The organism is Psychroserpens sp. (genome assembly GCF_034670085.1).
Lineage (GTDB): Bacteria > Bacteroidota > Bacteroidia > Flavobacteriales > Flavobacteriaceae > Psychroserpens.
The window spans coordinates 116,166-135,358 of the sequence record NZ_JAXMOD010000002.1 but is presented as its reverse complement, the minus strand read 5'-3'; the positions used below and the strand labels follow the sequence as shown (position 1 = coordinate 135,358).

Sequence of the window (19,193 nt, the reverse complement as noted above, 5' to 3'; positions counted from 1 at the left end):
CTTAAATAGTAATTATTTAGGAGTGTATTTATTTAAGGGCAGTTGATTTAGATGGAGATGATAACTTTTCTAAGCATTCTATCATATCATCATTAAAGAGTTCAATGTTCGAATTTACGATTTTCATTTGCTCATCAACTACAAATATTTTATGAGAAAAAGTCAGAATATATTGTTCTAATGCTTCAGATGGATTAGAAAATTTGAATTCGTTTTTAGCTGGATAGTTTAGTGATCTCACAGACTTTTTCCAATAGTGTAAATCATTATCATTAAAGTTTATAGCTATAAAATTTACCTCAGGAAATTTGCGTTGTAATTCATTAATTTTATAATGACTATTTCTTGAATGCAATTTAAAATTTGAAGACCAACAATAAACAACAGTTGGTTTATTTATAAGTGAACTTAATTCTATTGTATTGCCATTATAATCAATTAAACTAGAATTAGGAAGTATACGTCCTGGTTTTAAGTTGTTTAAAGATTCTACAAGTGCTTTTAAATAGATTTTATCTTCTGAATTAGAACTTCTATCCAGATAATAAGTAATCATTTCATTTGTGGCATTGTAATTATTGGTGTTAAGAACAAAATCTCTAACCGTATGTTTTAGCAAATAATTTTTGATTTTCTCACTAGTTATACTGCTATCAATTAGTCTTAATTTTTCTATATTGTAGCCTATAGCCATTCGGTCAAAAGCTTCATGATTTCCTTCAATATAATAGTGTTTTAATGCAATACTATTAAAATGCCAAAACAAGAATCTGTTGTACGCATGTAGTTGGCTTAAATTTTCATTATTTAAGTCTACGACAGTTCTGTAGGCATAAAAGTTTTCAGGTAAATCCTTGAAATGAATCAACTTATTATTACCATAATAACCAAACGGAAACATTTCATGATAAGCGTAGTGATTATAATCTATACTCGATCTTACAATAGTCTTGAATAAATCTGAAGACGGTTTATTCGATATAAATTCTTCAAAATGTGCAAGTTTTTGTTTTCGGAGTTTGTTCATATGCTCAACAAAAACTTCAGGTTCCAAATGACTGGTTTTCATGAACTGTTTGTTTTCCAATTCATCATTTAGAAATGATCTTATCAGGTAGTTGTTCTTTTTTGAACCTTTACCAGTATAAACCAAAGACTCATCAAAATCATTTGTGTTTAATCTAAATAGTAAACTGTCAGTTGGTTCTATTAATATAGTTTGGTACTCTCCGCCATGTGTAAATGAATAGATGCCTGGTTTTAAGTTTTCAATTTTATGAAGAAATCTGTTCCTTTTATCTAGGTAAATTGTGTCTTTTCCTCCAGATGTATCACTAAGTGTAATGTAATTGTTATTTGGATTTATGATTTCACCACCAAAATAAGCATAGTCTCCTTGTGTTGAACTGGAGTTTTTACAACTAAAAATAAGTAAAATGCTTAGAAATGAATACAGATAAAATTTCATAAATATTATGTAGGTCGTTCAATAACGTAACAAAAATAGAGTTTGTCAGTAATAACTCTTGTTAATACGTTGTTAAATCTTGTATAGACAATGTTTTCAGACATTTTGCTTTGAAAAATAAATTAGGACTAGTTGTTTCTTACAATGGATTGAATTTTCTACTTTTGCAAAAAATTAAAACACATTTTATGTTATCAGTTTCTAATCTTTCAGTTCAATTTGGCAAACGCATTCTTTTTGACGAAGTAAATACAACGTTTAATAATGGAAATTGCTATGGAATCATTGGTGCCAATGGTGCAGGTAAATCTACCTTTTTGAAGATTATAGCCGGAAAACAAGATCCTACCTCTGGTCATGTTCATTTAGAACCTGGTAAACGTATGTCTGTGTTGGAGCAAAATCATAATTTATATGATGAGCATACGGTTTTAGAAACCATTATAATGGGAAATAAACCCTTGTTTAAACTCAAATCTGAAATAGATGCTTTGTATGCCGATTATACCGATGAGAATGCGGAAAAAATAGGAGAACTTCAAGTAGAATTTGAAGAAATGAATGGCTGGAATGCAGATAGTGATGCAGCAGCCATGCTATCAAACTTAGGTATAAAAGAAGAGTTCCATTATACATTAATGAAAGATCTTGATGGTAAGCAAAAAGTACGTGTTCTTTTAGCTCAAGCACTTTTTGGGAATCCAGATTTGTTAATTATGGATGAGCCTACCAATGATTTAGATTATGAAACTATTTCTTGGTTGGAGAATTTTTTAGCCAATTATGATAACTGTGTCATTGTAGTATCTCACGATAGACACTTTCTAGATTCAGTATGTACACATATTTCTGATATTGACTTCGGAAAAATTAATCATTTCTCTGGGAACTATACATTCTGGTATGAGTCATCTCAGTTAGCAGCAAGACAACATGCGCAACAAAACAAAAAAGCAGAAGAAAAGAAAAAGGAATTAGAAGAATTTATTAGACGATTCTCTGCCAACGTGGCCAAATCAAAGCAAGCCACAAGTAGAAAGAAAATGATTGAAAAGTTAAATATTGCAGATATTAAACGTTCTAGTCGTCGTTATCCAGCCATTATTTTTGAACGTGATCGTGAAGCTGGAGATCAAATTTTAAATATTGAAGGTTTAGCAGCTTCTATTGAAGGTGAGACTTTATTCAGAAATATAGATATTAACCTAAACAAGGGTGATAAGGTGGTTGTGTTTTCTAAAGACTCTAGAGCAACAACAGCTTTTTATCAAATTATTAATGGAAAAGAAACTGCTGATGCAGGTAAATATTCTTGGGGAATAACAACATCTCAATCCTATTTACCATTAGATAATAGTGAATATTTTGATAATAACTTAACGCTTGTAGATTGGTTGCGTCAATGGGCAACAACAGAAGAAGAACGTGAAGAAGTTTACATTCGTGGATTTTTAGGAAAAATGATTTTTAGTGGCGAAGAAGCCCTAAAAACATCAAATGTACTTTCTGGAGGAGAAAAAGTGCGTTGTATGTTAAGTCGTATGATGATGGTAAGAGCAAATGTACTAATGCTCGATGAACCAACAAACCATTTAGACTTAGAGAGTATTACTGCGTTTAATAATTCACTCAAGAATTTTAAAGGAACTGTCATGTTTACATCGCATGACCACGAATTTTCACAAACTGTTGCAAATAGAGTGATAGAATTAACTCCAAACGGAATTATAGATCGTTATATGACTTTTGATGATTACATGAGTGATAAAAAAATAAAAGAGCTACGTGAAAAAATGTATGCTGTTACAGTGTAAAAAAAGTCCTGAAGAAATTCAGGACTTTTTTATGCCTTAAGCTCTTCGTCTACTTCTTTTAAAATAGCACTGGCTTTTACTTTTTCTTCGTTACTAACATATAACTCTTGGAACCCTTGTATGGAAGCTCCAAAACCTGCTAAACGGCCAGATTCAGATTCATCTTTTATAATAGGAGTTATTCCATTGCTTTCAAGTCGATCTCTCAACATTTGTACTACGATAAAATTTCCTGAAAAGATTTTTGTATAGTGAGTATCTGTCATAATTTACTGTTTTTGTATTTAACAGTAATTTACAAAAAATATGCCATTTATTAAATTAATACTGTTCAAATTAAAATGTTAAATATTTAATAATTAGTATTTTTTTTGTTTAATGTTTTTGTATATTTGTTGAACAATAATTATAATTATCGCTAGATAATATTTTGATTGATTTAGTTAGGTTGTTGAAAAGCCATGTCCCCAAGACATGGCTTTTTTAGTTTACATAACTTGTCTTGTATGGCTATCCATTTAAATCTTGATTTGTCCATTTATATAAAAATACTATGTTAAAATAGTTATACATAAGTTTTATCAATTGATATATAACATATAAAAATAAGCTATCGCTATGTCTTAGACTCTAATTTTTTTAACTTTGAATGAAAACAAATTAAAACTAATAATATGGATAATAAAGGGAACTATAATATTAATAGTGACGCAAGTCAATGCCCATTTTTAAGTGGTACTCAAAAAAAGAGTGCAGGTGGCGGAACAAGTAATCGAGATTGGTGGCCAAATGAATTAAAATTAAATATTTTACGTCAAAACGCACCAAAAAACGATCCCTTAGGTGATGATTTTGATTATGCTAAAGCATTCAATAGTATAAATTATGACGAGCTTAAGAAAGATCTAATCAATTTGATGACAGATTCTCAAGATTGGTGGCCTGCAGATTACGGTCATTATGGAGGATTTATGATTCGAATGGCATGGCATAGTGCAGGAACCTATCGTGTAGGAGATGGAAGAGGAGGAGCAGGAACAGGAACACATCGTTTTGCACCTTTAAATAGCTGGCCTGACAATGGAAATTTAGATAAAGCACGTTTACTATTGTGGCCAATAAAAAAGAAATATGGAAATAAAATTTCATGGGCAGATTTAATGATTTTGGCAGGAAACTGTGCTCTTGAATCAATGGGCTTCCCAACATTTGGTTTTGCTGGAGGTCGAGAGGATGTTTGGGAACCTGAACAAGATATTTATTGGGGAAGTGAAACAGGATGGTTAAATAATGATGAGCGCTATGATACTAGTGATGGTGACTTAGAAGGTCATTTAGGAGCCGTGCACATGGGATTAATTTATGTAAACCCAGAAGGTCCTAATGGAGAACCTGACCCTCTAAAATCGGCACATGATATTAGAATTACTTTTGGTCGTATGGCAATGAATGATGAAGAAACTGTAGCGTTAGTTGCTGGTGGACATACGTTCGGGAAAGCTCATGGTGCAGCAGATCCAAGTAAATATGTAGGTACTGAGCCTCATGGAGCTTCCATTGAGGAAATGAGTACAGGCTGGAAAAACAGCTTTGGAACAGGTGTGTTAGATGACACCATTACAAGTGGTTTAGAAGGTCCATGGACACCTAATCCAACGCGATGGGATGACGAATATTTTGATGTATTATTAAATTACGATTGGGAATTAACTAAAAGTCCGGCTGGAGCGCATCAATGGACTCCAACGGCTGCATCTAATGCTAAAATGGCTCCTAAAGCTGGTGACCCTAATGGAAAACAGGCATTAATGATGTCTACTGCAGATATGGCCTTGAAAATGGATCCAGGTTTCTTAGAAATATCTAAGCGTTTTAATCAAGATCATAAAGCTTTTGAAGATGCTTTTGCTCGAGCTTGGTACAAATTAACACATCGTGATATGGGACCAATATCTCGTTATTTGGGTCCTGAAGTTCCGAATGAAGAATTAATCTGGCAAGATCCCATTCCTGCTGTCAATTATACATTGAGTGATTCAGATATTACTGCTTTAAAGAAAATGGTATTGGCTTCTGGTCTAACAATTTCACAACTAGTAAAAACAGCTTGGGCTGCAGCGTCAACCTTTAGAGGTTCTGATATGCGTGGTGGAGCTAACGGTGGACGTTTACGTTTAGAACCACAACGTAGTTGGGAAGTAAATAATCCAGAAGAATTAAATAAAGTATTAAAAGTTTTAGAAGGTATACAAAATGAATTTAATGGAACAGTTTCTATGGCTGATTTAATTGTCCTTGCTGGATCAGCAGCTGTTGAGGAAGCTGCCAGAAATGCTGGGTATTCTGTGAATGTATCTTTTACACAAGGAAGAGGTGATGCTTCGCAAGAACAAACAGATTTAGAATCGTTTGGATATCTTGAGCCGATTGCTGATGGATTTAGAAACTATATGAATTCAAAATTAGAGGTTGCAGCTGAAGATTTATTAGTGGATCGCGCTAATTTATTAATGCTTTCTATTCCAGAAATGACTGCGTTAGTCGGTGGATTAAGAGTTTTAGGAGCAAACTATGATGATTCTAAAAATGGTGTACTTACCGATAAGATTGGAAGTTTAACTAATGACTTTTTTACTAATATTCTTGATTTTTCATTAACATGGAAGGCAGCAACTACTGATGAAAAAGAGTTTATTGCACGTGATCGTAAAACAGGAGCTATGAAGTTTTCAGGAACTAGAGCTGATTTAATATTTGGATCTAATACAGAATTAAGAGCAGTATGTGAAGTATATGGCGCAAATGATGGAGAAGAACGCTTTGTGAATGATTTTGTAGCAGCTTGGACCAAAGTGATGAATTTAGATCGTTTTGATTTAAAATAAGTTGAGGATTGACATATAAAAAAAAGCCTACTCATTGAGTAGGCTTTTTATCTTTTAATACTTGTATTAGTTGTCTTTTAACATTTTAATTTTTATTCTAAAAGCTGCAAAGAGTAAAGTAGTAAATGGACTTAACCAATTAAAAATTGCGTAAAGAAAGTATTCACCAACACCAACTCCTAAAACACCACTTTGATAAGCACCACAAGTATTCCAAGGTACCAATACTGAAGTTACTGTTCCAGAATCTTCCAAGGTTCTGCTTAAATTTTCTGGTGCTAGTCCTTTATCTTCAAAAGCTTTTTTGAACATTTTTCCAGGAATAACTATCGCTAGATATTGATCTGAAGCAATAGTATTTAACCCTAAACAACTAAAGACAGTACTGGCAAATAACCCAAAAATTGAAGTGGCTACAGATAATAACGCTTTTGTTATTCTTGCCAATGCTCCAATGGCATCCATGATACCTCCAAACACCATAGCACAAATTACTAAGTAAATGGTCCAAAGCATACCTTGTATTCCTCCTGAAGCAAATAAATCATTTAGTTTTTCATTATCTGTTGCGATAGCAGTATCTGTAAAAATTGCCTTTGAAATTGCTGAAAATTTAGAATTTGAAATACCGTTTAAAACGTCAGGTTGAAAAATAAAGGCAAAAGTAATCGCTAAAATAATACCTGAAGCTAAAGCTACTAAAGGCTTTGTTTTCAATAATATTAATGCAATAACGGCTCCTGGAACTAAAAACAACCAAGGTGAAATATGAAACGATTTATTAATTGAAGTCAATAAATTACTAATATCTGCACTTCCTGTAGGTTCAATAGTAGTGCTAATAATTCCAAAAACAATTAAAGTTACAATTATAGTTGGTACAGTTGTAATACTCATATATCTAATATGTGTAAATAAATCTGTTCCAGCCATAGCAGGAGCAAGGTTTGTTGTATCACTCAAAGGTGACATTTTATCTCCAAAATAAGCGCCAGAGATTACAGCTCCTGCAATCATTCCAGGATTAATACCTAAAGCTGTTCCAATACCAATAAGAGCAATACCAACAGTTGCTGAGGTTGTCCAAGAACTTCCAGTTGCTATTGAAATTACTGCAGCTATTACTACTGATGCAGGTAAAAATATTTCAGGACTTAATACTTGTAAACCGTAATAGACCATAGCAGGAATTACACCACTTACTAGCCAGGTACCAGCAAGGGCACCAACTAAAAACAAAATCATAATTGGAATGAATACACTTTTTAAATTTTCCCAAACTTCGATAATCATAATCCTTAGCGGAACTTTATTCATAAAACCACCAATCATAGCCACAAAACCACCCATTAATAAAATTAATTGATTGGTATACGTACCAAACCATTCTTGATCGTCAACAAAAAAAATATTGAAAGCTAATAATCCCATTAAAATAACAACAGGAACAAGAGCTTCAAATATATTGAGTTCTTTATTATTTATGATTTTTTTATTATCAACTTTTATTTCAGATAAGTCGTCGTCTTGCATTTGTAAGGCTTTTAGTTTTGTAATGTTACGATTTTGTAATGCGAATTGCAAATGAGATCATGCTGTATGGATGTATTTCAAACTTTAAGATTTTATTTTTGTTCGTGTAGTAGATGATTGTTTTTTAATGCTGATTTGATTAGAATTAGTTAGTTTTCAGGTGTTTGTTGAAATTTCCTAAAACAACCAACCACATAAAATGTTAAAAACACCTATACATTAACTCACATTTAAAGTTGTATTCGAAAAAATCTTTGCATGACCATGTTCCTTTTGCCAGTCAGAGTCATTGTTATTTCTGTTATACCTCTATTTAAAGTTTTGTATGGTTTTTATGATGGGTAGTTTTTAATTGGCAATAGATTCTTCACTATCTTATAATTTAATTCAAAAGCCAAATTCGTATGAAATCAATTTTGTATTCCCTCATCTTATTTGTAATATCAATTTCGATGAATGCTCAAGTTGGTATTGGTACAACCACGCCAAATGGAGCTCTAGAGATTAGTTCTTCTAACAATGGTTTATTGATTCCAAGAGTCGCTTTAGTTTCAACAACAGACTTAACTACAGTTGTTACTGGCACAGAATCAGAGCTAATTTATAACACAACACCAGCTTCAGGTTTGACAGATGTTAGACCAGGTTTTTACTACTTAAGTTCTCCAACAGGACCTTGGGTTAGACTAGGAACTTCAGGTGGTCCACCGCCACCACCACCAGTTACTTCGGGTTGGTCAATTACTGGAAATGATAATATTGTAGAAGGCACAAACTTTTTAGGAACCATTACTAATGTAGATGTGGTTTTTAGACGAGATGACGATGAATCTGGTAGACTAAGTAATAATCTAACCTCTTTTGGGATTAATGCAGGCTTAGGTAACGGAGCAGGAGGACTGGAAAATACAGCATTAGGTGTAAACGCTTTAAGAATTAATTCATCTGGAGATCGAAATACCGCTGTGGGAAATGGTGCACTTTTTAATACAACAGTAGGTAATAATACAGCGGTAGGCTATAATGCTGGATTTCCTTGTACTTCTGGCTCTGGTAATACAGCAATAGGATCGCAAGCTTTAGTTGTTCTTTCACAAGGAGATAATAATACAGCAGTTGGTTTTGGAGCAGGAAATACTGCTACAGGTGATAATAATATCGCAATAGGTTATCAAGCTTCGGTGGCCAATGGAGTATTGAACAATCAAGTACGAATAGGAAATACAGCGATTACTTTCGCGTCAATCCAAGTAGCATGGACAAACCCTTCCGATAGAAGATGGAAAGAGTCAATTAAAGATTCTGCTTTAGGGTTAGATTTTTTAAAGACCTTAAGGCCAGTTTCTTACATTAGAAAGAACGACGATAAAAAAAGAACAGAATATGGTTTTATTGCTCAAGAATTAGATGAAGCCTTAAATAATACTGGAGATACTAATAATGCGATAATATCAATAGATGATAATGGTATGTATGGTGTTCGATATAATGATTTTATCTCTATAACTGTGAAAGCAGTACAAGAGCAACAAGAGCTCATTGATGAACTTCAAAAAGATAATGAGGAACTAAAAGCAGTTAATTCAGCAATAATGAAGCGATTAGAAGCTCTAGAAAAGAATAACTAATCCATGATTTTAATTCTTAAAACTGAATAGATTATTTTATAATCACTTTTTGTATTTTAGATTGGTTACCACATTCTACTTTTGTAACATAAAGGCCATTGCTTAAACTAGAGATATTTAGGGTGTTTGAATTATTTAATGGATCTAATTCTTTGGTCAACACTAACTTTCCCTGTAAATCGTATAATTTTGCAATTGCGTTGTCTGGCAATAAACCTTTTATTATTAATTCCTTTGAAAATTCCGAATTGTAAATTTGTATGGTATTTGCAAATTCAAGTTCATTGGTACTCAAAGTGTCATTGCTAGTATGTAAATAGAAGCGTCCTGTTCCATTCAAATCAATTGTTGGTGTAAATGTTAAATCAGAGTTAGAGTTCAATAATGTGAATGTATTAAATAACCTATCCTCAAGATATATATCAATTCCTAACGGAAGATTAGTAGAGTTAGCTGAAATCGTAATTTCAGTTCCAGAAGAGGCTGTAATACCTACAGGAATTACTAAATTATCATAGTCGTCATTTGGTAGTGACTGGACACCTAAATCCATCCCAAAATTGTTTGTGATCAAATGGGTATAGATCGAAAAATTATTATAAAAAGCACGAAATGACGGACCGTCATAACCATTGTCAAAACCAGTAGTAGTACCTTCTATAAAATACATTTTACATTCTTTAATGTTAGTGCCGTCAGAAAGTGTAAGATAAACCTCTGTTCTATCAATAGATCTTAAAAAAGAGTCAGTCCCTTGATGACTTTGAAAAGCTTCATTAATGTCAACATTTCCAGTTACTCCATTTGATTGAACAAAGAATCCCTGTCCTGGGGCAATTTGAAAATTATCAACTGTTACTTTAACTTCATATGTGTCTGTAGATTGATCCCAAACCCATATGGTTTCTGATAATAAAGACGCTGAGCTTCCAGTTAGCATTGCACTACTATCAATATATGAAGGGTAAGGATTTCCTAATAAATTATATCCTTCATCAGTAGTTGAAAGCGGTATTGATACATCATTTACATTCATGGTTCCTGTAAATGTGAGATCTCCGGAAACACCATCTAAATTAACAATATATCCTTGACCTGGATTAAGAACATCTGCATTAGCAGTACCATTTTGATAAAAATCCCAATAATTAGCAGTTGTATCGAAAGTACAAAAAAGGACATCATTTGCTTCTGCAGTTTCTATACCTGAAGCTGCAACAAAATTGTCAACATCTTGACCAATTACTGGACTCGAAATAGAATACCAATTGGTCGAACTCAAATTTCTTTCATACTCAATTGATCCAGAAACGGAAGTTTTGGCAATAAAAGAAGCTCCTGAAGATACAGTGATGACTCCAGAATTAGTAACGGCACCATTTACGGTTACGGCAGCACCTGGTTCTATTTCCATTCCAAATACCGCAACGGCTCCAGTTGCAATAGGATCGTTTGTGAGATTGGGTATAATGGCTTCAAGACTCGCTGTGGGTACTCCATTCGTCCAATTTGCAGCCGTATTCCAATTAGTATTGGTATCTCCATTGCCTGTCCAAGTGGTGTTAGGTGATGAGCCAAAACTAATTTCATCTATGTATGTTGAGAAAACTGGGGCAGGATTAACAGGGTAACATCCAACTGTGCATGTACCACCTGAATTTCCCCATGCCGGAAAAAATATTATTCTTTGATAAATACCATTTGCCTGAGCTGTGCCATCTCTGTTATTTGCAAAATCAAAAGTTAACTGTTCCCAACCTGTACCATTATGGGTGGCATCTGTTGCAGAAACGGGTCCTCCATTGGTTACTTTAACCAAAATATCATTAGGTGTGTTTGAGTAGACCCAAATATCAGCTTTCCGGTCATCAGGACCACCTGAATTAGTTAAATCGAGAAAAGCACCTTGAAGAATAAGGCCTGCGCCTTGCCATGGTGCGCTCGCACTTGTAGTAAGTCTTAAAACATTTCCTCTAGTTACTTCTGGATCTGTTACTTGTTGCATGGCTACAGTACCATCGCCATTATCTTGAAAAAATGCCGTTCCTGGTAAAACTGGATCAAAATCTTCTATAATAGTTTGTGAGAAACCCAACGATGTAACTAATAGACATAATATCATTGTAATTTTCTTCATAACTTTTTGGTCTAATCCTGTATAATTTACAAGAAACAATTATTATGTAAGCAAACTGAATTTATTACCTATACAAAAACCATACGACTAGTAAGTTATATGTGTAGTAGATTGCAAAAAGTAAATAACTTTACTTTAGCGTCCAAATTTAAAAATGCTAAGTTTTAGGATTACATTATGTCTTTTGAAAACCATGATGTAAATTCGTACCCAATATGGATTCATTAACTCAAATTGTTTTAGGTGCTGCTTGCGGAGAAGCTATTTTAGGCCGAAAAATTGGTAACAAAGCGTTATTATTTGGAGCAATTGGTGGTACAATTCCTGATCTAGATGTTTTTGTTGGAGGCTTATTGTACAACAATGAAATTGATGCAATGCTCTTTCATAGAGGTTTTATGCACTCCATTTTTTTTGCTGTTTTTGCAGCATTTCTTTTCGGATGGTTAGTACATAAGCTGTACAATTCGGGTAAACGAATAGATTCGACAACTCAAAAAGATTGGATTTCATTATTCTTTTGGTCATTATTAACGCATCCAATTTTAGATTGTTTTACACCTTACGGAACTCAATTGTTTTCACCCATAAGTGACTATCGCGTAGCTTTGAATAATATTGCTGTTGCAGATCCAATATATACAGTCCCTTTTTTATTGAGTATGATTATTTTGATGTTTTTCAAACGACAAACTAATACACGCCGAATTTGGTTAAAAATAGGAATTGGCATAAGTTCTGCATATTTGATCTTTACGCTTGGTAATAAACTGTATATAGATAGTGTATTTAAATCATCTATGGCTGCCGAAAATATTTCATTCTATCGTTTTAGTACTCAGCCTTCCATTTTAAATAATATTTTGTGGTACGGAATTGCTGAAACAGATTCACACTATCACGTGGCTTTTTACTCCTTAATGGATACTTCAAATAAATTCTCAGAATGGAAAAAACTACCTAAGACTAGAGATTTAAAGAAAGATGACTATTCAGACATAAAAGATTTGGCTTGGTTTAGTAACGATTATTATAGTGTTGATAAATTAGAAGATGGAGACTACCTTTATAAAGATTTGAGGTATCCTTTGGTTAAAACTAGAAAGGGCTATAGAGCGGTTTTCAATTTGAAACTTTTCAAAACAGAAAATAGATTAGATATGAAACCTTTTGCTCCAGAAATGGATGATTTCAGTTATACAATAAATGCACTTTGGGTACGAATTAATGGCATATAAAAGCCTTTTGAAACTACATTCAAAAGGCTATAGATTGATTTAAAAATTATTTTAGGCTAATTCAGCGTTCTCCTTCTTATTTAAAATGTTAAGTTTTTCCATGCACTCACGCATCATTTGGTAGGTACGTTCAATGTCGGCATCTAATCCTATTGAAAAACGAATTAAACCATCACTTAAGCCCATTGCTACTTGTTCGTCTTCAGGAATTTCAGAAGAAGTAGAGCTTCCAGGAGCAGAAAATAAGGTTTTATAAAACCCTAAACTTACCGCTAAATAACCTAAGTTTTTCTCTTGCATCATTTCCATTAACTCATTGGCTTTATCTAAGGTACCAACATCAATAGTAAGCATGCCTCCAAATCCGTATTTTTCATTCATCATTGATTTAAATAATTCGTGGGAAGGATGAGACTCTAATCCAGGATACACCGTTTTTAATCCGTCTTTTTCAAACCTATTAGCTAAATATGTTGCATTCAAACTATGTTGTTGCATGCGAATATGAAGTGTTCTTAAGTTTTTCAAGACAGAAGCTGATCTTAAGCTGTCCATCGTGGAGCCTAAAAGCATTGAAGCACCACTATTTACATTTCTTAAATCGTTAATAAATTCTTGAGTACCACAAACCACACCACCAACAGTATCACTTGAACCATTTATGAATTTAGTTAAACTATGTATAACAATATCTGCTCCCAATTTTGCTGGAGAAATAGAAAGCGGAGAGAACGTATTATCAACAACTAATTTGAGGTTATGACGTTTAGCAATATCAGCTAAACCCTTAATATTTGCAACTTCTAGTAACGGATTACTAACTGATTCACAAAAAATTACTTTAGTGTTTTTGGTAATTGATGCTTCAACTACGTCCAGCTTTGTAATGTCTACAAAAGACGTTTCGATATTAAATCTTGGTGTGAAATTTTTCAAAAAAGCATATGTTCCACCATAAATAGTTCTACTAGATACGACGTGATCACCAGCGCCACAAAGTTGCATCAGAACTGGAGTAATTGCTCCCATTCCAGATGCCGATACATTTGCGGTTTCTGTGCCTTCCATTGCTGCAAGTGCTTCACCTAAATATAAATTTGAAGGAGACGAGTGACGGGAATATAAGTAGCAACCATCTGCATTACCTTCAAAGGTGTCAAACATAGTTTTTGCCGATAGAAACGTATAAGTTGATGAATCAGAAATTGATGGGTTTACACCTCCAAATTCTCCAAAATATTGTAAGTCTTGAATGTTGTTAGCTGGTTTAAAAGCCATTAGTGTTGAGTTTTTGTGGCTGAACATAGTTTGAGCCTAGTTTATAATATGTCAAATATAGATGTTTATAGATTATATATCAATGTTTATTATTATATTTAGAAAATAAAACTACCAAAAGTTAATATGGTAGATTATTTGGTATGTTAAGTCTAATTTCAATTTATGAAACTGAAAATTTTTCAAAATGATACAACTAGATGAAATCGATAAACAATTGCTAGATTTTCTTCAAGAAGATAGTAAGCAAACCAATAAAGAACTGTCTAATAAACTAAATCTTTCGGTTACAGCAGTTTATGAGCGAATTAAGAAATTAGAACGTGAAGGCATTGTTTCTAAATACGTTACGTTAATAAATAAAAAAAGTGTTGATAAAGCCTTTGTTACTTTTTGTAGTATCAAATTAGTACAGCATAGTAAAGATTATGTGATGCAATTTGAACGTGAAGTAACAAAATTAAATGAAGTTTTGGAGTGTTATCACATTAGTGGTGATTATGATTATTTACTTAAAGTAATCGTTGCCGATATGGATGAATTTAGAGAGTTTATGGTTAAAAAATTGACCACCATTAGTCATATTGGTAGCACACACAGTGCATTTATGATTAATGAAGTTAAACATACAACGGCAATAAAAGTTTAAGACAAAATCCTATCTTTATAAAATGCAATCAACAAGCTATAAACTCACAGAATTCTTCATTATTTTCATATTAATCCCTGTAAGTTTTGCTGTTCAATATCCTATATGGATTAAGATGTGTATTGGAGTATTCGGATTTTTATATGTATTATTTGTTTTGTTACGTATTGAAAAAAATAAATTCAAAGTTGCACCAAATTTGAGTTGGAAATCATTCTTCAAGCGTACAGCAATTCAATTAACAGGAATTGCAATTCTTACAATGGTCTATATGTGGTTTGTAGATCGACCGAATCTCTTTGTAGTTATCTTGAACAAACCTCTTTTGTGGCTAGTAATTTTGTTTGTTTACAGTGTGTTCTCAGTTTATCCTCAAGAATTAATTTATAGAACTTTCTTCTTTCAACGGTATAGAAATTTGTTTAAAAACGAAGCCTTATTTATAATTGTAAATGCGGCATTATTTTCATTAGCGCATATATTTTTTAGAAATGGATTAGTGATGATTTTGACATTTGTTGGCGGAATCTTGTTCGCATTAACTTTCAAAAAAACAAACTCTACACTTTTAGTATCCATTGAACATGCCATTTATGGTTGTTGGTTATTTACGGTTGGAATGGGAGAAATGCTTGGTTTTCCTTCTTAGCTTAATAATTAACATAAAGTGATGTTAAACAGGGAATTGAACTTACTCAATTTAATTACCTTCAATCCAATTAACCAATAACTTTAGTATTGTGAAAAGGAGTCAATTTATAAAAACAGCTGGAATTGGAGCATTATTAATACCTTCAACAGCCTTGGCCTTTAATCTAAATGTAATACAAGAAGAAGAACCTCAATTAGATAAAGCACTGGTTCAGAAATTTGTTGGTGCTTCCCATGGTAAAATAGATGTAGTAAAAGAGTTGTTAGCAGAGCATCCAACGCTTCTTAATGCTGCTCATGATTGGAGAGCAGGAGATTTTGAAACAGGTTTAGGTGCAGCTAGTCATGTTGGCTATAAAGAACTAGTTCGCTATTTTTTAGAACAAGGAGCTCAAGCCAATATTTTTACTTTCGCATTATTTGGTAAAACTGACATTCTCAAATCTTTGATTGCATTTTCTCCAAATCTTATTAATGCAAAAGGACCTCACGGATATACCTTATTGCATCATGCAGAAAAAGGAGGAGAAGATGCAGTTGAAACTAAAGAATATCTGATGTCTTTAGGTTTGAAGGATACCATAATTCCGTTATATTAGACCTTATTTTTTTATTGCCTTCCCGTAAAACATTCGTATTTTTGTGTTCGATTTTAACAAACTTCAAAATAATTTTTTATGAAATCATACGATGTAGCAATAATAGGTTCTGGACCTGGTGGTTATGTAGCAGCAATTCGTTGTGCACAACTTGGAATGAAAACGGCACTAATCGAAAAGTATTCTACACTTGGAGGTACTTGTTTAAATGTAGGTTGTATTCCTAGTAAAGCGCTTTTGTCGTCTTCTCATCATTATGAAGAAGCAACGAAGCATTTTGAAGAACACGGCATTGAAATCCCTGGAGACATCAAGGTGAATTTAGAAAAAATGATTGGTCGTAAACAAGCAGTTGTTGACCAAACTACTGGTGGAATCGATTTCTTAATGAAGAAAAACAATATTGATGTTTTTGAAGGTTTAGGAAGTTTTAAGGACACAACTCATATAAAAATTGATGGAAAAGATGCTCAAGAGATTGAAGCTAAAAACATCATCATTGCTACGGGTTCTAAACCGTCTAACTTGCCATTTATAACCTTAGATAAAGAACGTATAATTACATCTACTGAAGCTTTAAAACTAAAAGAGATTCCTAAGCACATGATCATCATTGGTGGAGGAGTAATTGGATTGGAACTCGGTCAAGTGTACAGACGTTTAGGAGCTGAGGTAACTGTGATTGAGTATATGGACAGAATTCTTCCAACTATGGATGCTGGGTTGTCTAAAGAATTAAATAAAGTCTTTAAAAAGGCGAAATGCAGTATGATGCTATCTCACAAAGTTCAATCGGTTGAGCGAAAAGGTGATGACGTTATTGTAAAAGCTGAAAACAAAAAAGGTGAAATCGTGGAGTTTAAAGGCGATTATTGCTTGGTTTCTGTTGGGCGTCGTCCTTATACAGATGGCTTAAATGCTGAAGCTGCAGGAGTGAAGCTAACAGATAGAGGTCAAGTTGAAGTCAATGAGCATTTACAAACCAACGTATCTAATATTTATGCCATTGGTGATGTGATTAAAGGTGCAATGTTAGCTCATAAAGCTGAAGAAGAAGGTGTTTTTGTTGCTGAAACTTTAGCAGGTCAAAAGCCACATATTGATTACAATTTAATTCCAGGTGTAGTTTATACTTGGCCTGAAGTTGCTGCTGTTGGAAAGACGGAAGAAGAATTAAAAGATGCAGGAGTTGAATATAAAGTTGGACAATTTCCATTTAGAGCTTTAGGAAGAGCAAGAGCTAGTGGAGATCTTGACGGTTTTGTAAAAATATTAGCAGATAAAAAAACCGATGAGGTTTTAGGTATTCATATGATTGGAGCACGTTGTGCCGATTTAATTGCTGAAGCTGTTGTCGCGATGGAATACAGAGCATCTGCCGAAGATATTTCTCGTATGTCTCATGCACATCCAACATTTGCTGAAGCGGTTAAAGAAGCAGCTTTAGCGGCTACTGAAGATAGAGCATTACATGTTTAATCTGAGCTTGTTTCAGATTCTTTTTAAAGTATAAAAGAATTGTCATTCCGCACTTGATGCGGAATCCATAATAAAAAAAAGCGAACTCATTGAGTTCGCTTTTTTTATGTTTTAGTTTGTAATTTATAACATTTAGGTATCTTTAAAAAGTTATAATTTATCAGCCTCAACTACTACCTTCAATTTAATTTGCTTTCTAACCAAAGTGAATGATTAAATTTTTTAGACGAATTCGTCAAAATCTGCTCTCAGAAGGCAAAGCATCTAAATACTTCAAATATGCTATTGGTGAGATTATACTCGTCGTTATTGGGATTTTGATTGCGCTTCAGATTAATAATTGGAATGAACACAGGAAGTTAAAAGTCAAGGCAGATATATATGTAAATAAAATAATAAATGACCTTAAGGTAGATACCTTAAATATTAATAAGTTAATTGAAAAAACAGAAGAATATAGTCAAAATATTGATAACTATTATGAGTACTTCAACTCTAAAGATTCCTTAAATATTTCTATAGAAAAATTAATTGATAGTATAAATAAACTTGACATTAGATTTTTAAAATACTTTCCAGTAAATAAGACTTTTAAAGATATGGAGTCTTCAGGAAGTAGTGACTTATTATTAGATACGCAAAGAGATTTTTTGATAAAATTAGCTTCAAATCAATTAGAATTCGAGATTATTAATGAATCTTACTTAGACATAGCAGTTGCAGAAAATCAGAAAAGTCAGCAACATTTAGGAGATACATCTTCCTTTTACAAAAAATTAAAAATTGAGAATTCAAAAGAACGACAAATTCAGGGATTGTTACACAGACATCTTTATTTAAATGCATTAAAAGACCTTTATTTTTATGTAAAAGTAAAAGGAGAAAATATAAACAAATTATCTCTAGAAGCTACAGAATTACTTTTAAATAATAATTAATAAAACCTTCATGTTGTTATTATTTGGAATCTCATTGTGCTAGACATAAATTGGAATTTAAATGACTTTAGTAAACGATTAGAAAACACCTTTAAACAATGAAACTAATTAGAAGTATTAAGCAGCAATAGATAAACTAAAGTTCTTTAATCAAATCATAAATTCGTAATCGTTTACTGTAATCATGTTCGTTGATATCTCTTACAAAGCAGTATGGACTTATAATATCAGATTTTACTTTTTCAGAAAGTTCTTCAACTGTAAATGGTCCAAATTCTTTTGACTTTTCGATATAGTAAAATTCATGGTCATAAATCAAATTAGATACCTTTTGCTTGTATTTTTCTTTTAAAAACGACTGCACATCTTCAATCGTATTCAAGTCTTCAGAATAGTTAGTTGTATTAATAAAAAGTGCAAATTCCTTCTTGTTTTGATGATTCAATACCAGAACATCATCATCTTTAAAATAGGCTTTAACTGTTATTAAACCATCTTCAGTTTCTATGGAGAAAATATTAGAAATGCTTAATGTCCATGAGGTTTTTATCACTGAAGCCTTTCTTGATATTTCAAGAATATGATCTTCTTTAAAGTTGTAAACCGATTTTTTCTTTGAAATTCCATTTACCAAGACCCAATCTTGATTAATAAAATGTGATTTGAAATGACGATTGTAATCAAATGGTTTTAAATTAGGAATTGTGTTGCGTAAGTAATCTTCCATTAAGCGGTTTTCTACAAAAATAATAATTATTAGTCCAACGTAATTTTATGAGATTTATTGAACTGATTAAATTATTTCTATAAAAAGGCATCTCAATTTTTGTGTATGTAATTCATTAACTTATGTTAATTTTGATAAATTTTCAATTCTTTAGCATTTTGATGTGACT

15 protein-coding genes are annotated in these 19,193 nt (G+C 32.7%); 9 read left to right on the top strand and 6 right to left on the bottom strand.

Going from position 1 to position 19,193, the window contains the following annotated elements; translation table 11 throughout:
• Positions 1–28 precede the first annotated feature (28 nt).
• Complete coding sequence (locus VOI25_RS04370; RefSeq protein WP_323787768.1) at positions 29–1,468, bottom strand: hypothetical protein; 1,440 nt, start codon at positions 1,466–1,468, stop codon at positions 29–31.
• 188 nt (positions 1,469–1,656) lie between these two features.
• Here VOI25_RS04370 and VOI25_RS04365 point away from each other — a divergent pair, with 188 nt between their 5' ends.
• Positions 1,657–3,282 (top strand): ABC-F family ATP-binding cassette domain-containing protein, encoded by a 1,626-nt coding sequence (locus tag VOI25_RS04365; protein ID WP_323787767.1) that lies wholly within the window; start codon positions 1,657–1,659, stop codon positions 3,280–3,282.
• 29 nt (positions 3,283–3,311) lie between these two features.
• Here the strand turns inward: VOI25_RS04365 and VOI25_RS04360 are convergent, their stop codons facing one another.
• A complete protein-coding gene (locus VOI25_RS04360) occupies positions 3,312–3,548 on the bottom strand; it encodes a putative signal transducing protein (RefSeq protein ID WP_323787766.1) in 237 nt (78 codons plus the stop codon).
• A gap of 408 nt (positions 3,549–3,956) precedes the next feature.
• On the opposite strand from VOI25_RS04360, the gene katG reads away from it, so the two are divergent.
• Positions 3,957–6,167 (top strand): catalase/peroxidase HPI, encoded by a 2,211-nt coding sequence (gene katG / locus VOI25_RS04355; protein ID WP_323787765.1) that lies wholly within the window; start codon positions 3,957–3,959, stop codon positions 6,165–6,167.
• Positions 6,168–6,233: 66 nt separating this feature from the next.
• Here katG and VOI25_RS04350 read toward each other — a convergent pair whose 3' ends face one another.
• Positions 6,234–7,700, bottom strand: coding sequence for a Na+/H+ antiporter NhaC family protein (locus tag VOI25_RS04350; RefSeq protein WP_323787764.1), 1,467 nt, complete (start codon positions 7,698–7,700; stop codon positions 6,234–6,236).
• 404 nt (positions 7,701–8,104) lie between these two features.
• Here VOI25_RS04350 and VOI25_RS04345 point away from each other — a divergent pair, with 404 nt between their 5' ends.
• Positions 8,105–9,328 (top strand): tail fiber domain-containing protein, encoded by a 1,224-nt coding sequence (locus VOI25_RS04345; RefSeq protein ID WP_323787763.1) that lies wholly within the window; start codon positions 8,105–8,107, stop codon positions 9,326–9,328.
• 31 nt (positions 9,329–9,359) lie between these two features.
• On the opposite strand, the gene VOI25_RS04340 is transcribed toward VOI25_RS04345, so the two are convergent.
• Positions 9,360–11,465 (bottom strand): T9SS type A sorting domain-containing protein, encoded by a 2,106-nt coding sequence (locus VOI25_RS04340; protein WP_323787762.1) that lies wholly within the window; start codon positions 11,463–11,465, stop codon positions 9,360–9,362.
• 215 nt (positions 11,466–11,680) lie between these two features.
• On the opposite strand from VOI25_RS04340, the gene VOI25_RS04335 reads away from it, so the two are divergent.
• Positions 11,681–12,703: a metal-dependent hydrolase gene (locus VOI25_RS04335; protein ID WP_323787761.1), complete on the top strand. Its 1,023-nt coding sequence runs from the start codon at positions 11,681–11,683 to the stop codon at positions 12,701–12,703.
• A 51-nt stretch (positions 12,704–12,754) separates the two neighbouring features.
• Here VOI25_RS04335 and VOI25_RS04330 read toward each other — a convergent pair whose 3' ends face one another.
• The gene (locus VOI25_RS04330; RefSeq protein ID WP_323787760.1) at positions 12,755–13,981 is read right to left on the bottom strand and encodes an aminotransferase class I/II-fold pyridoxal phosphate-dependent enzyme; all 1,227 of its coding nucleotides are present in this window, start codon (positions 13,979–13,981) and stop codon (positions 12,755–12,757) included.
• 190 nt (positions 13,982–14,171) lie between these two features.
• Between VOI25_RS04330 and VOI25_RS04325 the strand changes: the two genes are divergently transcribed.
• The 5 genes from VOI25_RS04325 (at position 14,172) to VOI25_RS04305 (ending at position 18,297) form a co-directional block, all read left to right on the top strand.
• The gene (locus VOI25_RS04325) at positions 14,172–14,630 is read left to right on the top strand and encodes an Lrp/AsnC family transcriptional regulator (RefSeq protein ID WP_323788153.1); all 459 of its coding nucleotides are present in this window, start codon (positions 14,172–14,174) and stop codon (positions 14,628–14,630) included.
• A gap of 22 nt (positions 14,631–14,652) precedes the next feature.
• Positions 14,653–15,279, top strand: a complete 627-nt coding sequence (locus VOI25_RS04320; RefSeq protein WP_323787759.1) for a CPBP family intramembrane glutamic endopeptidase — start codon at positions 14,653–14,655, stop codon at positions 15,277–15,279.
• Positions 15,280–15,370: 91 nt separating this feature from the next.
• Complete coding sequence (locus VOI25_RS04315) at positions 15,371–15,880, top strand: hypothetical protein (RefSeq protein WP_323787758.1); 510 nt, start codon at positions 15,371–15,373, stop codon at positions 15,878–15,880.
• 78 nt (positions 15,881–15,958) lie between these two features.
• A complete protein-coding gene (gene lpdA, locus VOI25_RS04310; protein WP_323787757.1) occupies positions 15,959–17,359 on the top strand; it encodes a dihydrolipoyl dehydrogenase in 1,401 nt (466 codons plus the stop codon).
• Positions 17,360–17,568: 209 nt separating this feature from the next.
• Positions 17,569–18,297: a DUF6090 family protein gene (locus VOI25_RS04305; protein WP_323787756.1), complete on the top strand. Its 729-nt coding sequence runs from the start codon at positions 17,569–17,571 to the stop codon at positions 18,295–18,297.
• A 136-nt stretch (positions 18,298–18,433) separates the two neighbouring features.
• Here VOI25_RS04305 and VOI25_RS04300 read toward each other — a convergent pair whose 3' ends face one another.
• Complete coding sequence (locus tag VOI25_RS04300; protein ID WP_323787755.1) at positions 18,434–19,024, bottom strand: hypothetical protein; 591 nt, start codon at positions 19,022–19,024, stop codon at positions 18,434–18,436.
• Between the last annotated feature and the right edge of the window lie 169 nt (positions 19,025–19,193).

Bases quoted from the DNA above. Each gene is read 5' to 3' on its own strand.
- VOI25_RS04330 (WP_323787760.1), bottom strand. From the start codon at position 13,981: ATGGCTTTTAAACCAGCTAACAACATTCAAGACTTACAATATTTTGGA.
- VOI25_RS04305 (WP_323787756.1), top strand. From the start codon at position 17,569: ATGATTAAATTTTTTAGACGAATTCGTCAAAATCTGCTCTCAGAAGGC.
- VOI25_RS04320 (WP_323787759.1), top strand. From the start codon at position 14,653: ATGCAATCAACAAGCTATAAACTCACAGAATTCTTCATTATTTTCATA.
- VOI25_RS04370 (WP_323787768.1), bottom strand. From the start codon at position 1,468: ATGAAATTTTATCTGTATTCATTTCTAAGCATTTTACTTATTTTTAGT.
- VOI25_RS04350 (WP_323787764.1), bottom strand. From the start codon at position 7,700: ATGCAAGACGACGACTTATCTGAAATAAAAGTTGATAATAAAAAAATC.
- VOI25_RS04335 (WP_323787761.1), top strand. From the start codon at position 11,681: ATGGATTCATTAACTCAAATTGTTTTAGGTGCTGCTTGCGGAGAAGCT.
- lpdA (WP_323787757.1), top strand. From the start codon at position 15,959: ATGAAATCATACGATGTAGCAATAATAGGTTCTGGACCTGGTGGTTAT.
- VOI25_RS04300 (WP_323787755.1), bottom strand. From the start codon at position 19,024: ATGGAAGATTACTTACGCAACACAATTCCTAATTTAAAACCATTTGAT.
- VOI25_RS04360 (WP_323787766.1), bottom strand. From the start codon at position 3,548: ATGACAGATACTCACTATACAAAAATCTTTTCAGGAAATTTTATCGTA.
- VOI25_RS04345 (WP_323787763.1), top strand. From the start codon at position 8,105: ATGAAATCAATTTTGTATTCCCTCATCTTATTTGTAATATCAATTTCG.
- VOI25_RS04365 (WP_323787767.1), top strand. From the start codon at position 1,657: ATGTTATCAGTTTCTAATCTTTCAGTTCAATTTGGCAAACGCATTCTT.
- katG (WP_323787765.1), top strand. From the start codon at position 3,957: ATGGATAATAAAGGGAACTATAATATTAATAGTGACGCAAGTCAATGC.
- VOI25_RS04340 (WP_323787762.1), bottom strand. From the start codon at position 11,465: ATGAAGAAAATTACAATGATATTATGTCTATTAGTTACATCGTTGGGT.